The organism is Streptococcus panodentis (genome assembly GCF_017884005.1).
Taxonomy (GTDB): domain Bacteria; phylum Bacillota; class Bacilli; order Lactobacillales; family Streptococcaceae; genus Streptococcus; species Streptococcus panodentis.
On the sequence record NZ_QFAY01000005.1, the window covers coordinates 110,732 to 130,719 of the forward strand.

A 19,988-nucleotide genomic window follows, 5' to 3' on the forward strand; every position below is an offset into this window, starting at 1 on the left:
GCAAGAAGCGGACAAAATAAGCAAAAACTGTCTAGTCTGATGCAGCCGGTCTTGACTTTTTTGAATTTTCTTTTTAAAATAGTTACCATAAATAACAATAGAGGTTTACTATTTTATGAACAAGACATTTTCCTTAGTGCTTCCGGCCATCGGAGCGGCTCTGCTGGCTGTTCTGTCACAGCTCAGCTTCAGTATCGGCCCAGTGCCAATCACTCTGCAGACTTTCGCTGTCGGCCTGCTTGCCACGGTCTTCAAAAGCCGAGAAGCAGTTTTGTCTGTCGCTCTTTATCTGCTGCTGGGAGCTTTGGGTCTGCCGGTTTTTGCAGGCGGAAGCGGCGGCTTTCAAGCTCTGCTGGGTCCAAATGCAGGCTACCTCTGGGCCTACCTGCTCTTCGCCTTGGTCACTTCCAGCCTGACTCATAAGGACCGGCCTTTTTATGTGACCTTTGCAGCCAATCTCTTGGGCGATGCTCTGGTCTTTGTCGGCGGCGTACTGGGACTGCACTTGCTCGGAGGCTTTGAATGGTCTTATGCCTTTTCCGTCGGCGTCACTCCTTTCATCCTGCCTGATCTCTTGAAAATTGCGGCCATCACTCTTATCAGCATCCCTCTTTTTAAAAGCCTCAGCTTTCACCCTTATTTTTCAAGGAAATAAACCGATGCAGTCATCTTATTTGACTGGCTGCCTGGTGTGAATGCTCCTGATGTCCGTAGAGGGCAGACCGGCAAAAGAAAGCTTTATGAACTATTCCATATAAAAAAGGCGGTGGGACAGACTCTTCAGAACGTATACAAATTCCATTTTCTTTGTAAAAATTTTCTTAATTCTTACAAAGAATTAAGAAAAAGCTCATTGCTATAATTAAAACAAAGATCAACCAAGTCTTTCCGCTGTGAGAAAAGCGCCTGAAACTCTTTAGTTTCAGGCGCTCGGAAGATTTGAGACTTTAGACTCAAATCTTAGGTATGGAATTCCGAAGGAAGTCGCTACCGTCCGCACTCACTTAAGGAAAGACTTTGGATAACTTTGTCTTCAGTCTCAAACTGATAGATCGAATCTATCAGTTTTTAAATGCTTTGACCAAGGTGTCAAATTCTTCATTGGACAGGGTGATGCCCTTGCCCATCTTGCTATGGTCTGGGCTCCAAGTGCGGATATCATACTTGGCTGGTGCGCCGTTAAAGCTGACGCGGTTGAGCTCCTTGGTCCAGCCCTTGTCATTTTCCGACAGGACCAGCAGCTTCTCTTCGATTTCAAATGTAAATTCTGACATGTTTCACCTCATTTTTTACTTTCCACCTACATAATTCGTAAAAGATTTTACTTTTTTGTAGATTTTATTATATAATGATTGTATCAAGTTATGGAGATTTTAGCTATGAAAAAATATCTCGAAATGATTTTACAAAGAGCCAATGAATTTATCAACTCCAAAAGAATGGACAGGGATTTTGAGGACAACAGCCGTATCCTGCGCACCATTGAGCTGGCACTGCGAAAAAAATCCGGTGTGCATGTCATCTTTCTGGATAAAAGCTTTACCGGCGATATTGTCAAATATGACCGCGACCGTCAGCAGCTCATTATCAAGAATTTCAAGAAAAGCATGACCACAATTATCCGTGTGCAGGACATTAAGCGCATCAGTCTGGTCCCCAATAATATCCGCGAGGCTCAGAAAAAGGATATCCGCCTCAACAGCCCCAAGATAAGAAGATAGCTCCTCAGCCCATAACGCTGAGGAGTTCTTTTTCTCTGCTTCTTCGTAAATCCAGTCTAATACTCAATGAAAATCTTCAGCAAAGCAGGCAGGAAAACAGACTGTTCAACTAGTCCGGGAGATTATTTGAGGTGGCAAATAGAACTCCGATAGGAAGCATCAAAAATATGGCTCTTTGACCTGCAGCCTCCCACTCCCTGCCTCACTATCTCGTTTCTGAGTTCGGGCTGAAAAGGTCTTCCGAGTCTTCCCTGCTTTCGAATTTTCAGGCAGGGCTGACACGATTTGAAGTGATTTTCGAAGAGTATGAAAAGGCAGGGCTTGAGAGGCTGAACAGATTGCCATCTTATTCAAACCTGCTGTCTGCCTGAAAGTAAATGGCAGCATGTGCCTTGCAGCCGGGATTAAAAGAACGGCTGCAGACAGGGCAGGCAGCTGCACTGTTCAAATACTGGGCAATGGTCAGCTCACTCCGGCAGCCGCCGCACAGCACTACCTTGTCTGCAGACCGGCTCATGGGATAGGGCACATAGGTATGCCTTTCATAAGTATCATGGCAGGCGAAACAGGGATAATATCTGCGGCAGGCAAAACATTTGAGTGCAATGATGTCCAAAGCGCTGTGATAATGAATACAGCGCGTCTCTTTGTCTATCAGATCGCCGTAAACGTTGACCATTTTCTCCTCCCGATCTAGGCACGAACCGTCACACTGCTGCCATCCTCCTTGTAGAGATTGAACAGACCTTCCTTGCGGGCGCGGACCATATCGCCAGGCTGAACAGGCTGTGGAACAGTAATAGTCAGCAATTCCATCGGTTTAGGTGCGCGGTCAATCTTCTGGCCATCCGCATCGCGAAGATCTGTGATAAAGGTTTCAAAATGCCGGAAGCCCGGTCCATAAAACTCCACCTGGTCCCCCTCGTTGATGACATTGCGCTGGCGGATCGTCGCCGTCTGAGTCGCAGCATCATAGGCCACCACTTCTGCTACAAACTTATATTCTGGAATCTTGCGGCGGGCACCGAAAAGCTGCTCGTTCTCCGTCGGAGTATGGTAGTAAAATCCAGTTGCCAGCTCCCGCTGGGCCACCTTCCACATCTCATCAACTAAATCCTGCTTAATGGCTTCAAACTTTTCAGGACTTTCTAAATAAGCATCCACCGCTGCCTTGTAGCAATTCGTCACAGTTGAAACGTAGTGAATAGACTTCATGCGGCCTTCTATTTTCAGGCTGTCAACGCCATTTTCGATCATATCCGGTATATGGTCAATCATGGACATGTCTACTGCTGACATGGAGAATTCTTCAGGAATTTCCCCCTGCAGGCTTCTTCGCTCTTGGCCAAAAGGCATATCATAGAGGTCGTATTTCCAGCGGCAGGACTGGGAACAGCCGCCGCGATTGGCATCCCGCATACTCATGTGATTGGACAGAGTACAGCGGCCAGAGTAAGAAATGCACATGGCGCCGTGGACAAAGGCCTCAATTTCGACATTGGTGCGCCTGCGGATTTCTGCCAGCTCAGCCATGGAGACCTCCCGGGCCAGAACGACCCGGGTCAGCCCCAGATTTTTCCAAAATTCCAGCGTCTCATAGTTAGTCGCACTGGCCTGAGTGGACAGGTGGATTTCAAGGCCGGGAGCATCTGCAGCCGCAATGGCAATCAGAGCCGGATCAGACACAATTACGGCTGCAATGCCAATATCACGAAGTTTACGGAAGAAGTCCCCGGCCCCTTCTTCATTTCCTTCGTGCATGACCATATTGGCCGCAACATAGACCTTGGCACCGTACTGGGCCGCAAACTGCACCCCTTCTTCCATCTGCTCAAAAGTAAAGTTGCCCGCCCGGCTGCGAAGGCCATAGGCCTGACCGCCGATAAAGACTGCATCTGCTCCGTAGCGGACAGCCACCTTTAATTTTTCCAGCGTCCCGGCAGGTGACAGCACCTCCGGCCGTTTTAAAATGTTTACCATCGTTTCTCCTATTTGCAATATAAAAGTTTGATGTTTTCTTTCTATTTTATAGCAATTCGAAAGCAAAAGCAAGGCGAGGCAGATTGTTTTGACAATTCTCATTTTCTGTTTTTCGAGTTAATTCAAAGATGTTTTTAGATTGCGGACAGACCTGCCGCAGGGAAGGATTAGCTTTGATTTTTGAAACGTCTAACCTTCAAAAAAGAAGCTGGGATAATCGAAACCCAGCCTCAATACTGTAAATAAAAGAACTCTTCTTACTCAATGAAAAGCCAAAACAGAGCAGGAAGTATCAAGGCGGCGGAACAGACTCCCATGATGGCTGCGGATGAAGCTCTTGTCAGGGAAGGAGGACTGTACCGGCCGATGCAAGCTTCGCTGAACTCAGCCACAACTGGCAACAGTTTCCCCCCAGATTGGACGAAAGCCGGGAACTGCTTTTTCTTTATCTGCGGCCTTCCCCTTCCTTATCTCCCCAACCTCTCTGCCTTGCTTTCAAATAGTTAGGCACGGGCCGAACCTTCTCACTCCCCAGACTGTTGGAACAAGTCGAAATGAACGACGGCCGGCCTTGATTTTCGAAGAGCAGAAGGACCATCAGGCATTTACTTGACCATATCAGGGTCATAGTCATAAAATCCTGTATCTAAGAAACGGTTTTTGGGATGCAGCCGATGAATCTGCTCATCCAGCATAAAGGCTCGATCGGGCGTAAATTCTCCTCTTTCCAGCAAACCCCGTGCCTGTACGAAAAGCTTGGCAATCTCTACAAAATTATGACCCGGTGTATAGAGGCCTTCCAGCTTCCAATGCGTAAAGCCATGTTGGGCCAACTCGCTCAGCTTGGTCATTAAATCCAAGTCGTTATTGGCAAAGATGTGGGTTCCATGCTTGTCCTCAAAAATCGAATAATGGCTCTGAGGATCGCTCGGTTCCGCTAAGAAAAGATCGCGTTCCCTGCTTTTTTCATCATCAATATGGGTGAAATTATAGTAATTCTGCAGCAGGGGGCGCTTGGAATGATGAATGACACTGGCCCCGTATACCAGAACCTCCGCCGGAATTTCCAAGATTTCCGGCATCTTGAAGAGCTCAGCAGACGGCACTTCCCGAGCCAGAACCGCCTCAGAAACACCAGCATTCCTGCCCCAGAAGTTAATCTGCCGGCTGCTGGTCACCATGGTCGAGGCATCGTAAATCGTTTTCAGCCGGTAGCCGTCACGCTGCAGGACATAAAAAACGCCCGCATCCCCGACCGTGATATAGTCTGCCTGAATCTCCTGCAGAAAATCCAGATAGGGCTTGATATGGTCCATCATTTCCTGATGCATGAGGGCATTGACAGCCACCGTCAGCTCTTTGCCGGCCGCATGAACCAGCTTGGAAATTCGATTTAATTCATCTAAATTGAAATTATGAGGCAGACGGAGGCCATAATGCTGCTCGCCAACATAAATACGGTCGATACCGACCGCCAACAGCTCTTGGACTTGCTCTATGCTTTCAGCTGTTGCTGTAATGATTATCTTTTTCATAGACCTATTATAGCAAAAAAATAAAAGCTGGTTGTTTTTCATTCGAATTTATTCGTTTTGTAACGCTTTTGTAATATTTTAACCAGCAAAAAAATGGTAGAATTAGAGGGTACTGTAAGGAGAGAGAATTATGCCCGTAAGAAAATACCAACAATATGACGATCCAACTGACTACAACTACCAACAAGAAATTGAATTTGAACAAACCCCGCTTTATCAGGAATACCTGCCTGAAGCAGAAACTTCACCAAGACTGAGTGAACTGTTCTTCTTCCTGAATATCGCTGTCTTCTGTGTCTTGACAGTGCTCTTTAGCTTTGTATTCCTGACAATGAAAATGAATACCTTTATGGCCTTTACATTGGCTATTGCGTCCAGCCTTTTAACTATTCAGACCTATCGTATCTTTGCTAAAAAACGACAAGCCAAAAAATAAAATGTGATTCGACAATGTTAAATATGATAAAAGAGGTTGCTGTCAACCTCTTTTTGCTGTCTTTTTTGACCTAATCCTCTTCAAATGATGTCAGCTCCAACAATCTGGGCAGGGAAGATTGGGGGAACCTTTTTAGCCCCTAGAGACAAAGGCGGTGAGACGGAACTAAAAATTGAATATTTTTAGTTCCGTCTCACCGCCTTTATTTGCTAGTCTTTCTTGTCTTGATCTGCTGTTTCTTCTGCTGCTGTCCGATCTTGTTCGGCAGCTTCAGCCTCCAAGTCAATGATAATATCTTCTGATTCTATTGCTGCCGGTGCTGCTTCCTCCTCAGCCGGAGCCTCAAAGTCGTCTTGCTCAGCAGATTCTGCTTCTTTTTCAAATTTGTCTTTCACCACCTGAAAGGTTTCCTGTGAGTAGTCCACAACTGATTTCGTCTTTTCTTTCACAGATTCGATGACGGTTTCTGTCGTAATTTCGCCATTCTCAACCTTCTCCTTGGTTTCATTGATGACGCTGACTGCCTGATTCGAAAAATCCTTGGCTGACTGAAGGACTGCATCATGGATATCGTCCGGATTTTCCTGATAGTCCTTGACAAATTTGCGAACCTTATCTGTCGTTTCTTTGCCTTTCTTGCTGGTCAGAAAATAAGCGACTGCAGCACCTGAAACGGCACCCAATAAAAGCGATGAAAATTTTCCCATAGTAGACCTTCTTTCTTATTTCTTAAATAGTTTTGATGCAAAACGCAAAGCAGATAAACCTGCTGTTGTTTTGGCTGTTCCCTTGCCGGCTGCGACTGCTTTCCTGCTGAGTGTGCGCGCCTGATCATTCAGGTCAGATACAGACTCAGACAGGTCGGCCACCGCTGTAAACAAGGGATCAATAGTGGCAACTTTCTGGTTGATGTCGTCTGTCAGCACATTGACCTTAGCCAGCAAATCATTGGTTTGATGAAGGGTCACATTGACATCAGAGGTCAGAACCTTGATGGTGTTCTCTGTTTCGTCCAGCATTCTGCCGGCTTTGTCGCCAAGATTTTTGACCGTGATGGTCAGGTAAATCACAAAGACGATGAGGGCGACTGCCAATAAGGCATAAGCAATTTCAATTATCATTTTTTATCTCCTCCTCATTCTGATAATAGGGGGCCTGTCTCCTGCGCTGGTAAATAATGATGGCAAGTCCTGCAAAAATCAGCAGGAGAGACAGCCATTGAGAGACGCGAAGGCCTGCAAACATGAGACTGTCTGTTCTCATTCCTTCAATAATCATGCGGCCGAATCCGTACCAAACCAGATAAAAGGCGGTAATCTCACCCTGTCTCAGGAATTTCGGCCGGCGGCGCAGGAACAGAACCAGACTGAAACCAAGCAGATTCCAAAGAGATTCATAGAGGAAGGTTGGCTGACGGTAGCTGCCGTCTATATACATATTGTCACGGATAAAGCCAGGCAGGTAATTGAGGCTCTTAACTGCCGCGCCGTAAGCTTCCTGATTAAAGAAATTCCCCCAGCGGCCAATACTCTGGGCAATCATAACACTGGGTGCTGCAATATCCAGAAAATCAATGGTGTTGATCAGACGCCTGCGGGTGAAGAAATAGAGAACGATAGCGCCTGCAATCAGGCCGCCGTAAATGGCAATACCGGCAATGCCGCCGTTCCAGAAATCAATAATCTTAATAGGATTCTTGCTGTAATAGTCCCATTCAAAGGCCACATAGTAAATACGGGCACCGACGATAGCCAAAGGAAAGGCAATGAGGATAAAATCCAGAATATCGTCGGGAATGATCTTCTTGCGCGGTGCTTCTTTCATGGCCAGATAGACTGCCAAGACAAGACCGGTGACAATGCAGACAGCATACCAGCGGATGCTGAAAGGACCGAGATGAAAAGCTACTGGATCAATCATGTTTCACCTCGTTCTGGTTAATGAGATTTGTCAGGCGCTCTTCAAAAATCTTGGTGGCATCAAAGCCCATCTCCTTGGCCCGATAGTTCATGGCTGCTGCTTCAATTACGACTGAGATATTGCGGCCGGTCTTGACCGGAATCCGAATCCGAGGAACGCTGACCCCGGCAATCTCCAGCTCTTCCGCATTGTTGCCCAGACGGTCAAACGTTTTATTGGTATCATAATTTTCCAGATAAACAGCCAGCTGCACCTGTGACGAATCTTTGACGGCGCTGGCTCCATAAAGACTCATGACATCGATAATCCCGACACCGCGGATTTCCAGCAGATGGCGCAGAATTTCGGCCGGCTCGCCCCAAAGGGTCATTTCATCCTTGGCAAAGATGTCCACTCGGTCATCGGCAACCAAACGGTGCCCGCGTTTGACCAATTCAAGCCCTGTCTCACTTTTACCAATCCCGCTGTCGCCCTGAATGAGCACGCCCATGCCGTAAATGTCCATGAGGACACCGTGGACGCTGGTCCTTTCTGCCAGCCGTGAATCCAGATAGCTGGAGATTTCCCCAGACAGGCGGCTGGTTGAGGTCTTGCTGCGAAGAATGGCAATCTGCTTCTGCTCTGCCGCCCGGACCATTTCCTCGGGAATCTCTAAATTCCGGGCAACGATAATCACCGGCGTCTCAGGCTGAAACATTTTAAGGAGCACTTGGTGGCGGTTGTGGGAGGTCATCTTGGTCAGATAGGACCACTCCTTCATTCCAATCAGCTGGATGCGCTCAGGGGTATAGTAATCAAAATAGCCTGTCATTTCAAGTCCTGGACGGGAAATGTCCGAAGTGGTTATTTCTTTGTCCAGCAGGCTTTCATCTCCGTAAACCTGATGCAGACGGGACTTTTTCAAGAGGTCTTTGACCTTTACAGACATCATCTTCTCCCTTCAAAATTTTTCTTCCTCTATTATAGCAGATTTTTAGCTCAAAAGAGTTTTTAAGGCAGGAAATTGAAAGAGAAATTTTAATTTGAATTAAATCATATCCCCCTTCTTTTCTTTCATAATATAGTCTTTTAGTAGTGAAACTGTCCGGGGGACAGTTTCAGCCTACCGCTAAAAATATAGGACGATAGGGTAACGAGCTCAAGAATTTTTTACCAAAACAAAGCAAGGCTGAAGAACTTTATACAGTATCTCCCTTAAGAGCCATCCCTCTGTGGATGAGGACATAGCCATCATGGGAGTCTGACCCTGCCTCACTCCCTCGGACTGAACGAAAGCCGGCGGTGGGACAGAACTAAATTTTTAAAAATTTAGTTCGTCGTCCCAGCCCCGCGAGGATGATTAGGAGCTTTTTGGAGTCTAAAAGACGAACAAAAAGCCCAATCAGCTACCGCGCCAAAAGTTTTTTACCAAAACAAAGCGAGACTGAAAGACTTTTGCCTCAGCCTCTTTATCTCCAGCCTCCAACAGTCCTTCTGGACTGTTGGAGCAAGGCCAGTTAACGACGGAATAAAAGAGAAACGAAATGACGATAAAAAAAACCGAGCAGTGCTCAGTCAATTAATCCAGACAGGACTTCCTTTTGATGACGGAAAAAAGGATGAGTCTCCATAAAATCAGCAACTGCTGACAGCGGCAGCCAGAGATGGGCATCGGTTTCGCCGGCTTGATAGCGGACACTGCCCTTGTCAGCAGAAACCGCCGCTTCGTAATAGTCAAAATGACACTGGTCTTCAGCTGAGCTGGCCTGTGCAATCAATCGGATACTGTCAGGCACCAGTCCTGTTTCTTCCTCCAATTCCCGCAGGGCAGCTGTCCGGCTGCTCTCACCAGCCAGCACACTGCCGCCGGCTCCACATTCGTAGTAGCCGGGATAGAGAGACTTGCTGGCCGCTCGCCGCATAAAGAGCAACTCTCCATCCGCATGGCGGACAAATACATTGACACAGAGGTGAAAGAGCCCCTCCGGAACGGGCTCGCCTCTGACTAAAAGGCGGGGCAGTTTATTTCGATTTAAGTCATAAGCATTCCAGATTTCAGACATTATTTTTCCTTACATTATTTCAGCAATTCTCATAATCTTGCTTCCTCAAAATGAGTCTGCTCCCAGCTCTTTTCCTAGGCCTTTTTGCCTGCTTGCTTTTTCTTCCACAGAAACTTGACAGCATAAGCCAAAGCGTAAATGATGGCATTTGAAACAATCATACCAAGCAGAAAAAGCAGAAGGATTGACGTGATATAGAGCATATACGGCGAATCATTATTGAAGACAGATGAGCCAATCATATAAGCAAGGAAAGGAGACGCCAACAGGGGCAGGCCTAAGACAGAACCTAACCAGACTTGGGGTTTGAGGGCCTGCTCCACAGGCGGGGTAAAAATAAAGAATAAAAAATTCCACAAGCCCAAAGGAAAAGAATAAAGTCCAAAGATTAGACCCACTAAACCACCGGAGGATCCTCCCTGCATCAAAGAGAAAACCATTCCAAAAAGGAACAGGTGAAGAAAGAAACTCCCAATCAGATAAAGCAAAAAGAACAAATAATAAAAAGGCAAAGAAAACCGTTTCATAAACTGCTCCTCCTTATTTTAGAGATTCAGGTTGGACTTTTTCAGCAACAGCTATATACAGCATCAAACTGTTACTGACTATTCTAAAGGTGCTGCCTCTTTCACAACCTCTCCTCACGGGAATAGAAAAATCGGTCAATTTCCCTAGGCTGCTTATCCTTGTCCCTTACCAGGTCCAGCCATCCTTGTCATCCTTGACAGCCTCTGCTTCTTTTCGCTTGCGCGGCCCAGTTCCGTACATTTCTTCCTCAATATCTTCCTTGTAGGGCATGGCCATGGCCAACAAGATATAGATGACAATGCCCAGACCAAAATGCAGCACGGTAAAAATGATAAAGAGGAAACGAAGCAGGCTGACATCAAAATGAAATTTATCCGCCAAACCAGCCAAGACGCCGGAAATGATTCGGTTTTTTCTTAATTTGTAAAATGTTGCTTTCATCATCATCGACCTCGCTATCCTAGTCACCTTTTTAGAGTCTTTTAGTTTGCTTTTAGCTATGAAATGACCTGGGAGAGTAAAAAGGTCCGAGGGACCTTTTTAGCCCCTGCCCAGAAATCCACAAGCTGGGTAGGTCCGGGGGCCTTTTCACTCTTCCTGACTGTTAGCTGACAAAGTAATAAAAGATAAACTAAATGACGATAGCTTATTCTACCACAGTAAAGGAGCAACTGCATCAGCCCAAAGGCTGATTCTGGCAAATCGAATAGTGGCAAATGCGGCGGAATGATTCATGGCTGCAGGCTCTCAATCCTCTAATAAACGTAGTTTGCCCATACAGCGGCCGCAGCGGTATTTCTGCAAATCAACCCGCTTCTTACGGACAATGACCGCTTGGCACTGCTGACACTGATAGTACAATTTCTTCTGAGCAGTGGGCAGGGCAGGTGCATAGCGCAGGCCGTCCACAGCCTTGAGCAATTCCTTAAAATCTCTGTCCGTATGCCGGTAGCCCTTGCCCTGATAGTAGAGATGGTAGTGGGCCAGCTCGTGACGGACAATCCTGCGAAAGGTCGCAAGGCCAAAAGTCTCGTAAATCCTGGGATTGAAATCCAGATGGCCGTCTTTAGGAAAGAAGCGTCCCCCAGTGGTGCGGAGACGCTTGTTCCAATAGGCTTCATGCTGAAATTCCTGACCGAAATCCTCCAGCGAAACCTGCTTAACATAATCAGTTAGATTCATTTGGTGCTATCAGGGAGAGGTTGACCTTCTCCCGCTCCACATCTAGTTTGTCCACCCAGACAGTGACTAAATCACCGACTGATAAGAGCTGGCTGGGGTGCTTAATATAGTCCTTGCTCAGCTTGGAAATATGGATGAGACCGTCCTCGTGAATACCGATGTCAACGAAGGCACCGAAATCAACGACATTGCGGACAACGCCCTCCAGCTTCTGGCCGATACGCAAATCGCGGATATTGAGCACATCCTGCCGCAGAACCGGCGCATCGAACGAGTCACGCAAATCGCGGCCGGGCTTGAGCAGATCAGCAATAATATCCTTGAGAGTCTCCTGACCGATGCCCAGCTGGGAAGCCAGCTCTTCTACCTTGACGGCCTTTAATCTGGCCTGAGCGGCTGCATCCAGCTGGCGGATGTCCAGCCGTTCAAACAGACGAGAGACAGCCGGGTAGCTCTCTGGGTGAACACCGGTATTATCCAGCAGATTGTCGCTTTCGGGAATGCGGAGGAAGCCGGCAGCCTGCTCAAAAGCTTTAGTACCCAGACGGGGGACCTCTTTGATTGCCTCCCGTGAGGTAATCAATCCTTCGGTCTCCCGGTACTTGACGATATTTTCAGAGATGGTTTTATTCAGTCCGGCAACATGGGCCAGCAGGGCCGGGCTGGCGGTATTGATATTGACCCCGACCTGATTGACCACTGTATCCACTACGAAATCCAGACTTTCCGTCAGTTTCTTCTGGCTGACATCATGCTGGTACTGGCCGACTCCGATGGACTTGGGATCAATCTTGACCAGCTCTGCCAGCGGGTCCTGCAGGCGGCGGGCAATAGAGATAGCCGAACGCTTCTCAACGGTCAAATCCGGAAATTCGTGCCGGGCCAGCTCACTGGCAGAATAGACCGAAGCTCCGCTTTCATTGACGATGACATAGCTAACCTGCGGATGCTCTTTCAGCACTTGGGCAACAAAAGCCTCGCTCTCGCGGCTGGCTGTGCCATTTCCAATAGCGATAATTTCTACTCCGAACTGACCAATCAGCTGAGACAGTTCTTTCTTAGCTGCCTCAATCTGGGCCGGTTTTGCCGGCGGCACCGGATAGATGACCTGTGTCGTCAGCATCTTGCCGGTCGCATCCACCACAGCCAGTTTGGCTCCGGTCCGAAAGGCTGGGTCAAAGCCCAGAACCACGCGCCCCTTCAGAGGTGCAATCAAGAGCAGGCTGCGCAGATTGTCCGAAAAAAGCTGAATAGCCCCATCCTCTGCTGCCTCTGTCAGCTCGGTGCGGATGCGGCGTTCCATAGCAGGAAGGATCTTCTTTTTGACTGCCTGCTGAACGGCTTCCACTATGTAGTTATTTTTAACCTTGAAGCGCACTTCAAAAAAGCGAATGATTTTATCTACATGATGCTCAAAGCCAACCTTGAGAATCCCCAGCTTTTCTCCGCGGTTGAGGGCCAGCGTGCGGTAGCCCTGCATGGTTGCGACTTTTTCAGAAAAATCATAGTAAATCTGAAAAACCTGCTTGTCATCCAGATCCCCGTCTTTAACCTTGGAATAGATAGCAGAGTTGGTCTGGATTTCATGATAGGTCCAGGCCCGCAGCTTGGTGTCTTCTGAGATGGCCTCGGTCAGAATATCCACCGCTCCGGCCAGAGCCGCCTCAGCTGTCGGAAAGGCCTCACTCGTAAGTTTTTCAGCTTCTGCCTGCAGATGAGACGCATCCTGCAGGATGAGCCGGGCCAGCGGAAAGAGACCCGCTTCACGCGCCAGAGTCGCCTTGGTCCGGCGTTTTTCCTTATATGGCAGGTAGAGTTCTTCGACATCGGCCAGCTTTTCAGCCGCTTCAATCTCCGAGCGCAGCTGGTCTGTCAACTTGCCCTGCTCCCCAATCTTGGCCAGAACCACAGCCTTGCGCTCAGCCAAAACCGTCAGGCTCTTGTCCAAGTCAATGATGGACTTAATCTGGACCTCATCGAGGTTGCCTGTTATTTCCTTACGGTAGCGGGCAATAAAAGGAATGGTATTGCCTTCGGCGGTCAATTCCAAAACTTTAGTAATCTGACTTTCTTTAATGCCCAGTTCCTGAGCGATTTTTGCAATAGTTATATTTTCCATATCGGCTCTATTATACCATAATAAGTTTGAAACTTAGAACTTTTTACAACTATTTAGTGACAGTTTAAGAAAAGTTTCAGGTAAGGCGGCGAGGAAGGGAGAACGACAGTTTCGAAGCTCATTTTGGGAATAAAAAATGCTGAAGAACTTCTCCAGCTTTTCTATCCTTATACAAAAATATTTCCATTGGCATCCGCAGGTCTCAGCAAGGCTGAAATACCTTGGAACAGACTCACGATGGTAGGAATACCTGTCCAAGAAAAAATCAGATACATAAAACCTGAACCGATCTTTCCAGCATAGAACTGATGTACACCAAAAGTCCCCAAAAAGATAGCCAAGAGAGCATAAACCATTTTGTTTACGAGCCGCCCTTGACCAGCTCCGTAAACTATCTGACTTTGGCTGTTATTATTTTCGTTGACAATATTGATATTGATTTTATCCTGCAAGTTATCCGCTGTCGTTTGTCTTGAACGATGAACAATAATTTCTTCTCCGGTATCATAGACTTCTACAATTTCTCCAGAAGCAGGTTCAAAGTCCAAATTTGAACGCAGAACTTTGATGACAGATGAGTCATCTTTTGCAATTGTAACTTCCGACTCAGTTACTTTGATAATTTTAGCCATAATAATCTCCCAATTTTTTCTCAACTTTAATTATATATATATATATATATCACTTGTCAAGTGCTTTTCTGACTTTTTTCTCATGTTTTAAAATATCATTTTTTCCTTTTTGGTAGTATAATGGAACTAAATAATTTTTGAAATGAGGTTTTTTATGGCTATTAAATTTACCAAATCCGATGACTTGGACAAGATGTTTGAAGAGTTCGCGGCTCTTCCTAAGGTCGAAAAGGTTGAATTTCCGGAGGATGAAAAAGATAAGAAAAAAACGCAAGATCAGAAGGCTGACAAAAGATGAATTTCTTTTCCCAGCTGCCGGACAGCGTCCTGCAGGCAGGAGTCATCTTTCTATCCATTATCATTGAGGCCCTGCCCTTCGTCCTGATTGGGAGCATTATCTCAGGATTTATCGAAGTTTATATCACTCCGGAAAGGGTTTACCGCTTTTTACCCAAAAACAAATGGCTTCGAATCTTCTTTGGAACCTTTGTCGGCTTTGTCTTTCCTTCCTGCGAGTGCGGAATTGTCCCCATTATCAACCGTTTTTTGGAGAAAAAGGTTCCCAGCTATACAGCTGTGCCTTTTCTAGTGACAGCGCCGGTCATTAATCCCATCGTGCTCTTTGCGACCTACTCGGCCTTTGGCAATTCCTTTCGAATGGCTCTGCTGCGGTCTCTGGGGTCCATCATCGTGGCAGCTGTTTTGGGGATTTTTCTGGGATTTTTCGCTGATGCCACTATTCAAAAGGAGAATCGCAAGCATCTGCATGAGCATGATTTCTCAGGTCTCAGCAAGGGGCAGAAAATGTTTCAGGTCTTTGTACAGGCTATTGATGAATTTTTCGATACCGGCCGCTATCTGGTCTTTGGCTGCCTCTTTGCCAGCCTGGTGCAGGTCTATGTGCCTACTAGGATCCTGACCTCCATCAGCTCGACCCCTTTTATCGCCATCCTGCTCCTTATGCTGCTGGCCTTTCTCCTGTCGCTCTGCAGCGAGGCCGATGCCTTTGTGGGCAGCTCCCTGATTGCCAGCTTTGGCCTAGCGCCGGTCCTGGCCTTTCTGGTCATCGGTCCCATGCTGGATGTAAAGAATCTCCTGATGATGAAAAATTACTTTAAAACCCGCTTCATCTGGCAGTTCATCGGCTTGGTGACGCTGGTTGTCCTCCTTTATTCTTGGCTTGTGGAGGTGATGCTATGATTCGATTTTTAATTTTAGTCGGTTACTTTGAAATTACCATGTATCTTCAATTAACCGGCAAGCTCAATCAGTACATCAACCTGCACTATTCTTATCTGGCCTATCTGTCCATGATTCTGTCCTTTGTCTTGGCAGTGGTGCAGCTGATTGTCTGGATGAAGCAGATGAAGGTGCACAGCCATTTGACGACCCGCTGGGCTCAGTTTGGCAGTGCAGCACTCCTGCTCCTGCCGCTCTTTGTCGGCATGTTCTTTCCAACCGTCACTCTTGACTCGACCACTGTTTCGGCCAAGGGCTTTCATTTCCCGCTGGCTGAGGGAAATTCTGCTGCTGTCCAGCAAGATGAGGGCACCAGCAGTCAGTATCTCAAGCCAGATACCAGCACCTATTTTACCAAAGGCGCCTATGAAAAGGAAATGCGGGCCGCTGCCAAGAAATATGTCGATAAGGAGACCATCGAGGTCACGACAGAAAACTATATGGAGGTCATGGAAGTCATTTATGACTATCCGGAGGACTTTGTGGGCAAGACACTGGAATTTACCGGCTTTGTCTACAATGACCCCAGCGACTCTAAGAACCAGTTTCTCTTTCGCTTTGGTATCATCCACTGTATCGCTGACTCCGGCGTCTACGGTCTCCTGACCACCGGCAGCAGTCAGCATTATGATGACAATACATGGATCCATGCCAAGGGCAAAATTGCCGTCCAGTATCACAAGAGTCTGGGTCAGAGCCTGCCAGCCTTGGAAATTGAGAGCTTGGACAAGGTTGAAAAACCAGACAATCCTTACGTCTATCGAGTATTTTAGCAAAAATCCTATAGAAGATGAATGAAAGCTTCTATAGGATTTTTTATCTGGCATTTCATTTTCTTTTGTATTCTTCGAACATCTCTTCAAACCAGATCAGCTCCAGCAGTTTCCCAAACAGTTGGCGGCTGTCGAAATCTACAACGGCAGATTTTGCTGTTTGAAGAGGATGAGTTTCACTTTCCCTCTTACATAAATGTTATAAGCATGATACAATAAAAGAGAAATCTTTCTTGGAGGTAAAATTTTGAAACAAGTACAAAAAGTGGAGCGGGCCGACCTGCTGGCTATCTTAGCCACTGCCTTGGTCGCCTTTGCCGGCATCCTGTCCGAAACCAGTATGAATGTGACCTTTCCGCATTTGAGCAAGGTCTTTGGTCTGAGTCTGGGGGTGCTGCAATGGATTACGACCGGCTATCTTTTGGCTGTCGCCATTACCATTACGCTGGGAGCCACTCTGGCCCACAACTGGACCGAGCGCCGGATTCTCTTTACGGCCCTGTCCATTTTCACACTGGGCAATGGAGTAGCCATGCTGGCGCCGGATTTCAGCTTCCTCATGCTGGGGCGGATTTTGCAGGGAGCAGCGACGGGGGTGGCTATTCCGCTCATGTTTAATCTCATTGTCGAGCGGGTGCCCCGGCAGAAAATCGGTCTCTACATGGGCTTAAGCGGTCTGGTTGTCAGCTTAGCACCTGCTATCGGCCCCACTTACGGCGGCTATATGATTGGAGCCTTTGACTGGCACATGATTTACAGCTTCATTATGCCGGTGCCCCTGCTTTCTTTTGCCATCGCCTTTTTTAATCTGAAAAATTCCAGCGGCAAGAGCAAGCGGCCCTTTGATATTCTGTCCTTTCTCTTTCTGTCTGCAGCTCTGGTATTCTCCATTCTGGCGATTTCCAGTCTGGAAGAGGGAGCTGGGCTGAACTGGCTCTATGTAGCTGTTTTTCTGCTGACCTTTGCCTGCTTTATCTGGCGCAGCCTGACGGTCGAGCATCCCTTCCTTGACATCCGCATCCTGAAACAGCCGACCATTCTCTTTGGTATCCTGCCCTTCCTGATTTATCAGTTTACCAATCTGTCGTCCAACTTCCTCATCCCAAACTTTCTGGTCCTGTCCAAGGGCGTATCAACTGCTCAGGCCGGCTTCTCGCTGCTGCCGGGAACCATGATTGGGGCTTTTATGGCACCCCTGCTGGGAAAAATCTATGACCTGAAAGGACCGAAACTCTCCCTGCTGGGAGGTAATAGTCTTGTATTCATGGTCATGGCCGTTTACTCCTTCTTTACGTCCTGGCTCAATCTGCCAATCATTTTGGGCTTTTACGTCCTCTTTACGCTGGGCCGCAATATGGCTTTCAATAACACCATGGCCCTGTCCAGCTCTCAGGTCAGCCGCGAGAAGACAGCCGACGTTACGGCCCTCTTTCAGCTGGCCCAGACTTTCGCCGGAGCGCTGGGAACGGCTATCGCAGCGGTCTTGGTCAATCAGGCTCCTGACACGGCAGCCGGCGCCCATCACGTCTTCAGCCTGCTCCTGATCCTTGTGACCGGAAATTTCCTTTTTTACGCCTTCCTTTTCCGAGCTATTCAGAAAAAGCAGGCTGAGAAAACAGGCCCTAAGCAGTAAAGTCCGGCCCCGGATTCGGGACTGCTGAAAAAGCAGAGCTCTTCAGATATTTAACAGGCTTTTCAATGAGAATGACTGAAATACATAGAAAGAGCAGGGAATTCTTTTCCGCAAACGGCCGTGCTTCCTAATACAAACTTTGCAGCATTTGTGATAAAATAGAAACAGTTTCATTGCGGATAGGGGCTGCCGCTCCTGTTTGTTTTGAAAAACGAGGCGACCGAACCAAGTCTGAGTCCAGGCTATGCTGACGGATTCAGGCTGACTGATAGGACGGGCCCAGCCTTCGCTAATCTTCATTAGAAAACAGGTATAGAGATGTCATCAAAAGTTATTGTTACAATTTTCGGAGCCAGCGGGGATTTGGCCAAGCGCAAGCTGTATCCTTCGCTCTTTCGGCTCTATAAATCCGGCAATCTTTCCAAGCATTTTGCTGTGATTGGAACAGCCCGCCGGCCTTGGAGCAAGGAGTACTTCGAGTCCGTTGTCGCGGAGTCTATCGCAGACTTAGCAGACAGCCCAGAGCAAGCGCAGGAATTTGCCAGCCACTTCTATTACCAGAGCCATGATGTGCAGGACAGCGACCACTATATCGAGCTGCGCAAGCTGCAAAACCGGCTCAATGAACAGTACCAAGCAGAGCACAACAAGCTCTTCTTCCTGTCCATGGCACCGCAGTTTTTCGGCACCATTGCTAAGCATCTTCAGTCAGAAAAAATCGTGGATGGGCAGGGCTTTGAGCGTCTGATTGTGGAAAAGCCATTCGGGACGGACTTGGCCAGCGCCAGCCAGCTCAATCAAGAACTGCTGGCTGCTTTTGATGAAGAACAGATTTTCCGGATTGACCACTATTTGGGCAAGGAGATGATTCAGAATATCTTTGCCATCCGCTTCGCCAATCTGCTCTTTGAAAATATCTGGAACCGCGATTATATTGACAATGTGCAGATTACTTTTGCTGAGAAGCTGGGCGTGGAAGAGCGCGGCGGCTACTATGACCAGTCTGGGGCTCTGCGCGATATGGTCCAGAACCATACCCTGCAGCTGCTGTCTCTCCTGGCTATGGACAAGCCAAAGAGCTTTACCAAGGACGACATCCGGGCTGAAAAAATTAAGGTTTTCGAGCGCTTGCTGCAGCCCAGTGAAGAGGACCTGAAACGCTTCTTTATCCGCGGCCAGTACAAGTCTGGCAAGGTCAACGGCAAGAAGTATATTTCCTACCGCAGCGAGCCCAATGTCAATCCTGAGTCCACGACGGAGACTTTCGCTTCCGGTGCCTTCTTCATTGACAGTGACCGCTTTCGGGATGTGCCTTTCTTCTTCCGAACCGGCAAACGCCTGACAGAGAAAGGAACCCATGTCAACATTATCTTTAAGCAGATGGATTCCATTTTCGGTCAGCCTCTGGAGCCCAATGTACTGACCATTTATATCCAGCCGACTGAGGGCTTCTCCCTCAGCGTCAACGGCAAAGAAGTCGGCGAGCGTTTCAGTCTGGCACCGATTTCTCTGGACTATCGGACCGATGCAACAGCAGCTGGAGCATCACCAGAGCCTTATGAGAAATTAATATTTGATGTGCTCAACAACGACTCGACAAACTTCAGCCATTGGGACGAAGTCAAAGCCAGCTGGGAGCTGATTGACCAGATTGAAAAGCTCTGGAGCCAGAATCAAGTACCCCTGCACGATTACCCCGTAGGCTCTATGGGGCCTTCGGCCTCCTTTGAACTGCTGGAGCAGTTCGGAGCCAAATGGCAGTGGGAACCGGATAAATAACCGAAGAAAAAACTACTAATCCTTATTTGGTTAGTAGTTTCAGATTGTAGACAAACTGAACTGCTCCCTGTCAAGTGGACAATAAAATAATAAAAGATTAAGCAACGGCCTTGTTCCTCATTTCAAGAGGGGCAAGGCCGTTGTTGCACTCTTGAAATCGTTAGGTGTTGTAGAAGTAGATGTAATCATCAATATTAGCGACCAGCTCCTCAAATGTCTTATACTTCTTCAAGTCATAACACTCCGTCTTAAAATGGCCGAAAAAGCTCTCAATCGGCGCATTGTCAATGCACTTGCCTACTCGTGACATCGAACGAGTTATCTGATATTGAGTAGTTACCATACGGTATTCTCGTGATGTGTACTGTGAACCACGGTCGCTGTGAATGAGTGGTGCTGCTCCTGGATTGGCTTCCATAGCCTTTCTCAGATTCTCCATGACCAAAGGATTATCATTGTGCTGGCTGAT

The 19,988-nt window shown here is 47.5% G+C and carries 22 protein-coding genes and 1 pseudogene; 8 read left to right on the forward strand and 15 right to left on the reverse strand.

The window, feature by feature from the left end; all coding sequences use genetic code 11:
* The first annotated feature begins 115 nt into the window (after positions 1-115).
* On the forward strand, positions 116-655 hold the full coding sequence (locus tag DHL47_RS03530; RefSeq protein WP_209550919.1) for a biotin transporter BioY: 540 nt from the start codon (positions 116-118) through the stop codon (positions 653-655).
* A 406-nt stretch (positions 656-1,061) separates the two neighbouring features.
* Here the strand turns inward: DHL47_RS03530 and DHL47_RS03535 are convergent, their stop codons facing one another.
* Entirely contained in the window at positions 1,062-1,274 is a 213-nt protein-coding gene (locus tag DHL47_RS03535) for a YdbC family protein (protein ID WP_128835892.1), read from the reverse strand.
* 90 nt (positions 1,275-1,364) lie between these two features.
* Between DHL47_RS03535 and DHL47_RS03540 the strand changes: the two genes are divergently transcribed.
* Entirely contained in the window at positions 1,365-1,721 is a 357-nt protein-coding gene (locus tag DHL47_RS03540; protein ID WP_209550920.1) for a hypothetical protein, read from the forward strand.
* A gap of 346 nt (positions 1,722-2,067) precedes the next feature.
* Here DHL47_RS03540 and DHL47_RS03545 read toward each other — a convergent pair whose 3' ends face one another.
* From DHL47_RS03545 to DHL47_RS03555, 3 genes are all read right to left on the reverse strand, one after another.
* Positions 2,068-2,400, reverse strand: a complete 333-nt coding sequence (locus DHL47_RS03545; protein WP_209550921.1) for a CHY zinc finger protein — start codon at positions 2,398-2,400, stop codon at positions 2,068-2,070.
* A gap of 14 nt (positions 2,401-2,414) precedes the next feature.
* The gene (locus DHL47_RS03550; protein ID WP_209550922.1) at positions 2,415-3,701 is read right to left on the reverse strand and encodes a peptidase U32 family protein; all 1,287 of its coding nucleotides are present in this window, start codon (positions 3,699-3,701) and stop codon (positions 2,415-2,417) included.
* Between the two features lie 605 nt (positions 3,702-4,306).
* Complete coding sequence (locus DHL47_RS03555; RefSeq protein ID WP_209550923.1) at positions 4,307-5,236, reverse strand: peptidase U32 family protein; 930 nt, start codon at positions 5,234-5,236, stop codon at positions 4,307-4,309.
* 130 nt (positions 5,237-5,366) lie between these two features.
* Here DHL47_RS03555 and DHL47_RS03560 point away from each other — a divergent pair, with 130 nt between their 5' ends.
* A complete protein-coding gene (locus DHL47_RS03560) occupies positions 5,367-5,672 on the forward strand; it encodes a DUF3270 domain-containing protein (RefSeq protein ID WP_128835881.1) in 306 nt (101 codons plus the stop codon).
* Between the two features lie 209 nt (positions 5,673-5,881).
* Here the strand turns inward: DHL47_RS03560 and DHL47_RS03565 are convergent, their stop codons facing one another.
* From DHL47_RS03565 to DHL47_RS03610, 10 genes are all read right to left on the reverse strand, one after another.
* On the reverse strand, positions 5,882-6,379 hold the full coding sequence (locus DHL47_RS03565) for a YtxH domain-containing protein (RefSeq protein ID WP_209550924.1): 498 nt from the start codon (positions 6,377-6,379) through the stop codon (positions 5,882-5,884).
* A 15-nt stretch (positions 6,380-6,394) separates the two neighbouring features.
* A complete protein-coding gene (locus DHL47_RS03570; RefSeq protein ID WP_128835877.1) occupies positions 6,395-6,793 on the reverse strand; it encodes a DUF948 domain-containing protein in 399 nt (132 codons plus the stop codon).
* The gene (lgt, locus tag DHL47_RS03575; RefSeq protein ID WP_209550925.1) at positions 6,783-7,592 is read right to left on the reverse strand and encodes a prolipoprotein diacylglyceryl transferase; all 810 of its coding nucleotides are present in this window, start codon (positions 7,590-7,592) and stop codon (positions 6,783-6,785) included. Before lgt ends, DHL47_RS03570 begins: the two co-directional genes overlap by 11 nt.
* Entirely contained in the window at positions 7,585-8,520 is a 936-nt protein-coding gene (gene hprK, locus DHL47_RS03580) for an HPr(Ser) kinase/phosphatase (RefSeq protein WP_209550934.1), read from the reverse strand. Before hprK ends, lgt begins: the two co-directional genes overlap by 8 nt.
* 622 nt (positions 8,521-9,142) lie before the next feature.
* The gene (locus DHL47_RS03585) at positions 9,143-9,634 is read right to left on the reverse strand and encodes an NUDIX hydrolase (protein WP_209550926.1); all 492 of its coding nucleotides are present in this window, start codon (positions 9,632-9,634) and stop codon (positions 9,143-9,145) included.
* A gap of 74 nt (positions 9,635-9,708) precedes the next feature.
* The gene (locus DHL47_RS03590) at positions 9,709-10,122 is read right to left on the reverse strand and encodes a hypothetical protein (protein ID WP_209550927.1); all 414 of its coding nucleotides are present in this window, start codon (positions 10,120-10,122) and stop codon (positions 9,709-9,711) included.
* A gap of 205 nt (positions 10,123-10,327) precedes the next feature.
* Positions 10,328-10,603, reverse strand: coding sequence for a PspC domain-containing protein (locus tag DHL47_RS03595; RefSeq protein WP_277592702.1), 276 nt, complete (start codon positions 10,601-10,603; stop codon positions 10,328-10,330).
* Positions 10,604-10,909: 306 nt separating this feature from the next.
* Positions 10,910-11,344 (reverse strand): SprT family protein, encoded by a 435-nt coding sequence (locus DHL47_RS03600; RefSeq protein ID WP_209550928.1) that lies wholly within the window; start codon positions 11,342-11,344, stop codon positions 10,910-10,912.
* Positions 11,331-13,463, reverse strand: a complete 2,133-nt coding sequence (locus DHL47_RS03605) for a Tex family protein (RefSeq protein ID WP_209550929.1) — start codon at positions 13,461-13,463, stop codon at positions 11,331-11,333. Before DHL47_RS03605 ends, DHL47_RS03600 begins: the two co-directional genes overlap by 14 nt.
* Positions 13,464-13,630: 167 nt before the next feature.
* Positions 13,631-14,095, reverse strand: coding sequence for a TM2 domain-containing protein (locus tag DHL47_RS03610; protein WP_206512676.1), 465 nt, complete (start codon positions 14,093-14,095; stop codon positions 13,631-13,633).
* 154 nt (positions 14,096-14,249) lie between these two features.
* On the opposite strand from DHL47_RS03610, the gene DHL47_RS03615 reads away from it, so the two are divergent.
* From DHL47_RS03615 to zwf, 5 genes are all read left to right on the forward strand, one after another.
* Positions 14,250-14,393: an SPJ_0845 family protein gene (locus DHL47_RS03615; RefSeq protein ID WP_209550930.1), complete on the forward strand. Its 144-nt coding sequence runs from the start codon at positions 14,250-14,252 to the stop codon at positions 14,391-14,393.
* Entirely contained in the window at positions 14,390-15,295 is a 906-nt protein-coding gene (locus tag DHL47_RS03620; RefSeq protein ID WP_209550931.1) for a permease, read from the forward strand. The genes DHL47_RS03615 and DHL47_RS03620 overlap by 4 nt, the downstream gene beginning before the upstream one ends.
* Complete coding sequence (locus tag DHL47_RS03625) at positions 15,292-16,107, forward strand: TIGR03943 family putative permease subunit (protein WP_209550932.1); 816 nt, start codon at positions 15,292-15,294, stop codon at positions 16,105-16,107. The genes DHL47_RS03620 and DHL47_RS03625 overlap by 4 nt, the downstream gene beginning before the upstream one ends.
* 244 nt (positions 16,108-16,351) lie before the next feature.
* Positions 16,352-17,740: an MFS transporter gene (locus DHL47_RS03630; protein ID WP_420853828.1), complete on the forward strand. Its 1,389-nt coding sequence runs from the start codon at positions 16,352-16,354 to the stop codon at positions 17,738-17,740.
* A gap of 318 nt (positions 17,741-18,058) precedes the next feature.
* Entirely contained in the window at positions 18,059-19,519 is a 1,461-nt protein-coding gene (gene zwf / locus DHL47_RS03635; RefSeq protein ID WP_128835856.1) for a glucose-6-phosphate dehydrogenase, read from the forward strand.
* 97 nt (positions 19,520-19,616) lie between these two features.
* Here zwf and DHL47_RS03640 read toward each other — a convergent pair.
* Positions 19,617-19,988: pseudogene (locus DHL47_RS03640) on the reverse strand (transposase); the annotation flags it as partial.

Excerpts from the sequence above, each read along its gene's own strand:
- DHL47_RS03530 (WP_209550919.1), top strand. The coding sequence starts at position 116 with ATGAACAAGACATTTTCCTTAGTGCTTCCGGCCATCGGAGCGGCTCTG.
- DHL47_RS03535 (WP_128835892.1), bottom strand. The coding sequence starts at position 1,274 with ATGTCAGAATTTACATTTGAAATCGAAGAGAAGCTGCTGGTCCTGTCG.
- DHL47_RS03540 (WP_209550920.1), top strand. The coding sequence starts at position 1,365 with ATGGAGATTTTAGCTATGAAAAAATATCTCGAAATGATTTTACAAAGA.
- DHL47_RS03545 (WP_209550921.1), bottom strand. The coding sequence starts at position 2,400 with ATGGTCAACGTTTACGGCGATCTGATAGACAAAGAGACGCGCTGTATT.
- DHL47_RS03550 (WP_209550922.1), bottom strand. The coding sequence starts at position 3,701 with ATGGTAAACATTTTAAAACGGCCGGAGGTGCTGTCACCTGCCGGGACG.
- DHL47_RS03555 (WP_209550923.1), bottom strand. The coding sequence starts at position 5,236 with ATGAAAAAGATAATCATTACAGCAACAGCTGAAAGCATAGAGCAAGTC.
- DHL47_RS03560 (WP_128835881.1), top strand. The coding sequence starts at position 5,367 with ATGCCCGTAAGAAAATACCAACAATATGACGATCCAACTGACTACAAC.
- DHL47_RS03565 (WP_209550924.1), bottom strand. The coding sequence starts at position 6,379 with ATGGGAAAATTTTCATCGCTTTTATTGGGTGCCGTTTCAGGTGCTGCA.
- DHL47_RS03570 (WP_128835877.1), bottom strand. The coding sequence starts at position 6,793 with ATGATAATTGAAATTGCTTATGCCTTATTGGCAGTCGCCCTCATCGTC.
- lgt (WP_209550925.1), bottom strand. The coding sequence starts at position 7,592 with ATGATTGATCCAGTAGCTTTTCATCTCGGTCCTTTCAGCATCCGCTGG.
- hprK (WP_209550934.1), bottom strand. The coding sequence starts at position 8,520 with ATGTCTGTAAAGGTCAAAGACCTCTTGAAAAAGTCCCGTCTGCATCAG.
- DHL47_RS03585 (WP_209550926.1), bottom strand. The coding sequence starts at position 9,634 with ATGTCTGAAATCTGGAATGCTTATGACTTAAATCGAAATAAACTGCCC.
- DHL47_RS03595 (WP_277592702.1), bottom strand. The coding sequence starts at position 10,603 with ATGAAAGCAACATTTTACAAATTAAGAAAAAACCGAATCATTTCCGGC.
- DHL47_RS03600 (WP_209550928.1), bottom strand. The coding sequence starts at position 11,344 with ATGAATCTAACTGATTATGTTAAGCAGGTTTCGCTGGAGGATTTCGGT.
- DHL47_RS03605 (WP_209550929.1), bottom strand. The coding sequence starts at position 13,463 with ATGGAAAATATAACTATTGCAAAAATCGCTCAGGAACTGGGCATTAAA.
- DHL47_RS03610 (WP_206512676.1), bottom strand. The coding sequence starts at position 14,095 with ATGGCTAAAATTATCAAAGTAACTGAGTCGGAAGTTACAATTGCAAAA.
- DHL47_RS03615 (WP_209550930.1), top strand. The coding sequence starts at position 14,250 with ATGGCTATTAAATTTACCAAATCCGATGACTTGGACAAGATGTTTGAA.
- DHL47_RS03620 (WP_209550931.1), top strand. The coding sequence starts at position 14,390 with ATGAATTTCTTTTCCCAGCTGCCGGACAGCGTCCTGCAGGCAGGAGTC.
- DHL47_RS03625 (WP_209550932.1), top strand. The coding sequence starts at position 15,292 with ATGATTCGATTTTTAATTTTAGTCGGTTACTTTGAAATTACCATGTAT.
- zwf (WP_128835856.1), top strand. The coding sequence starts at position 18,059 with ATGTCATCAAAAGTTATTGTTACAATTTTCGGAGCCAGCGGGGATTTG.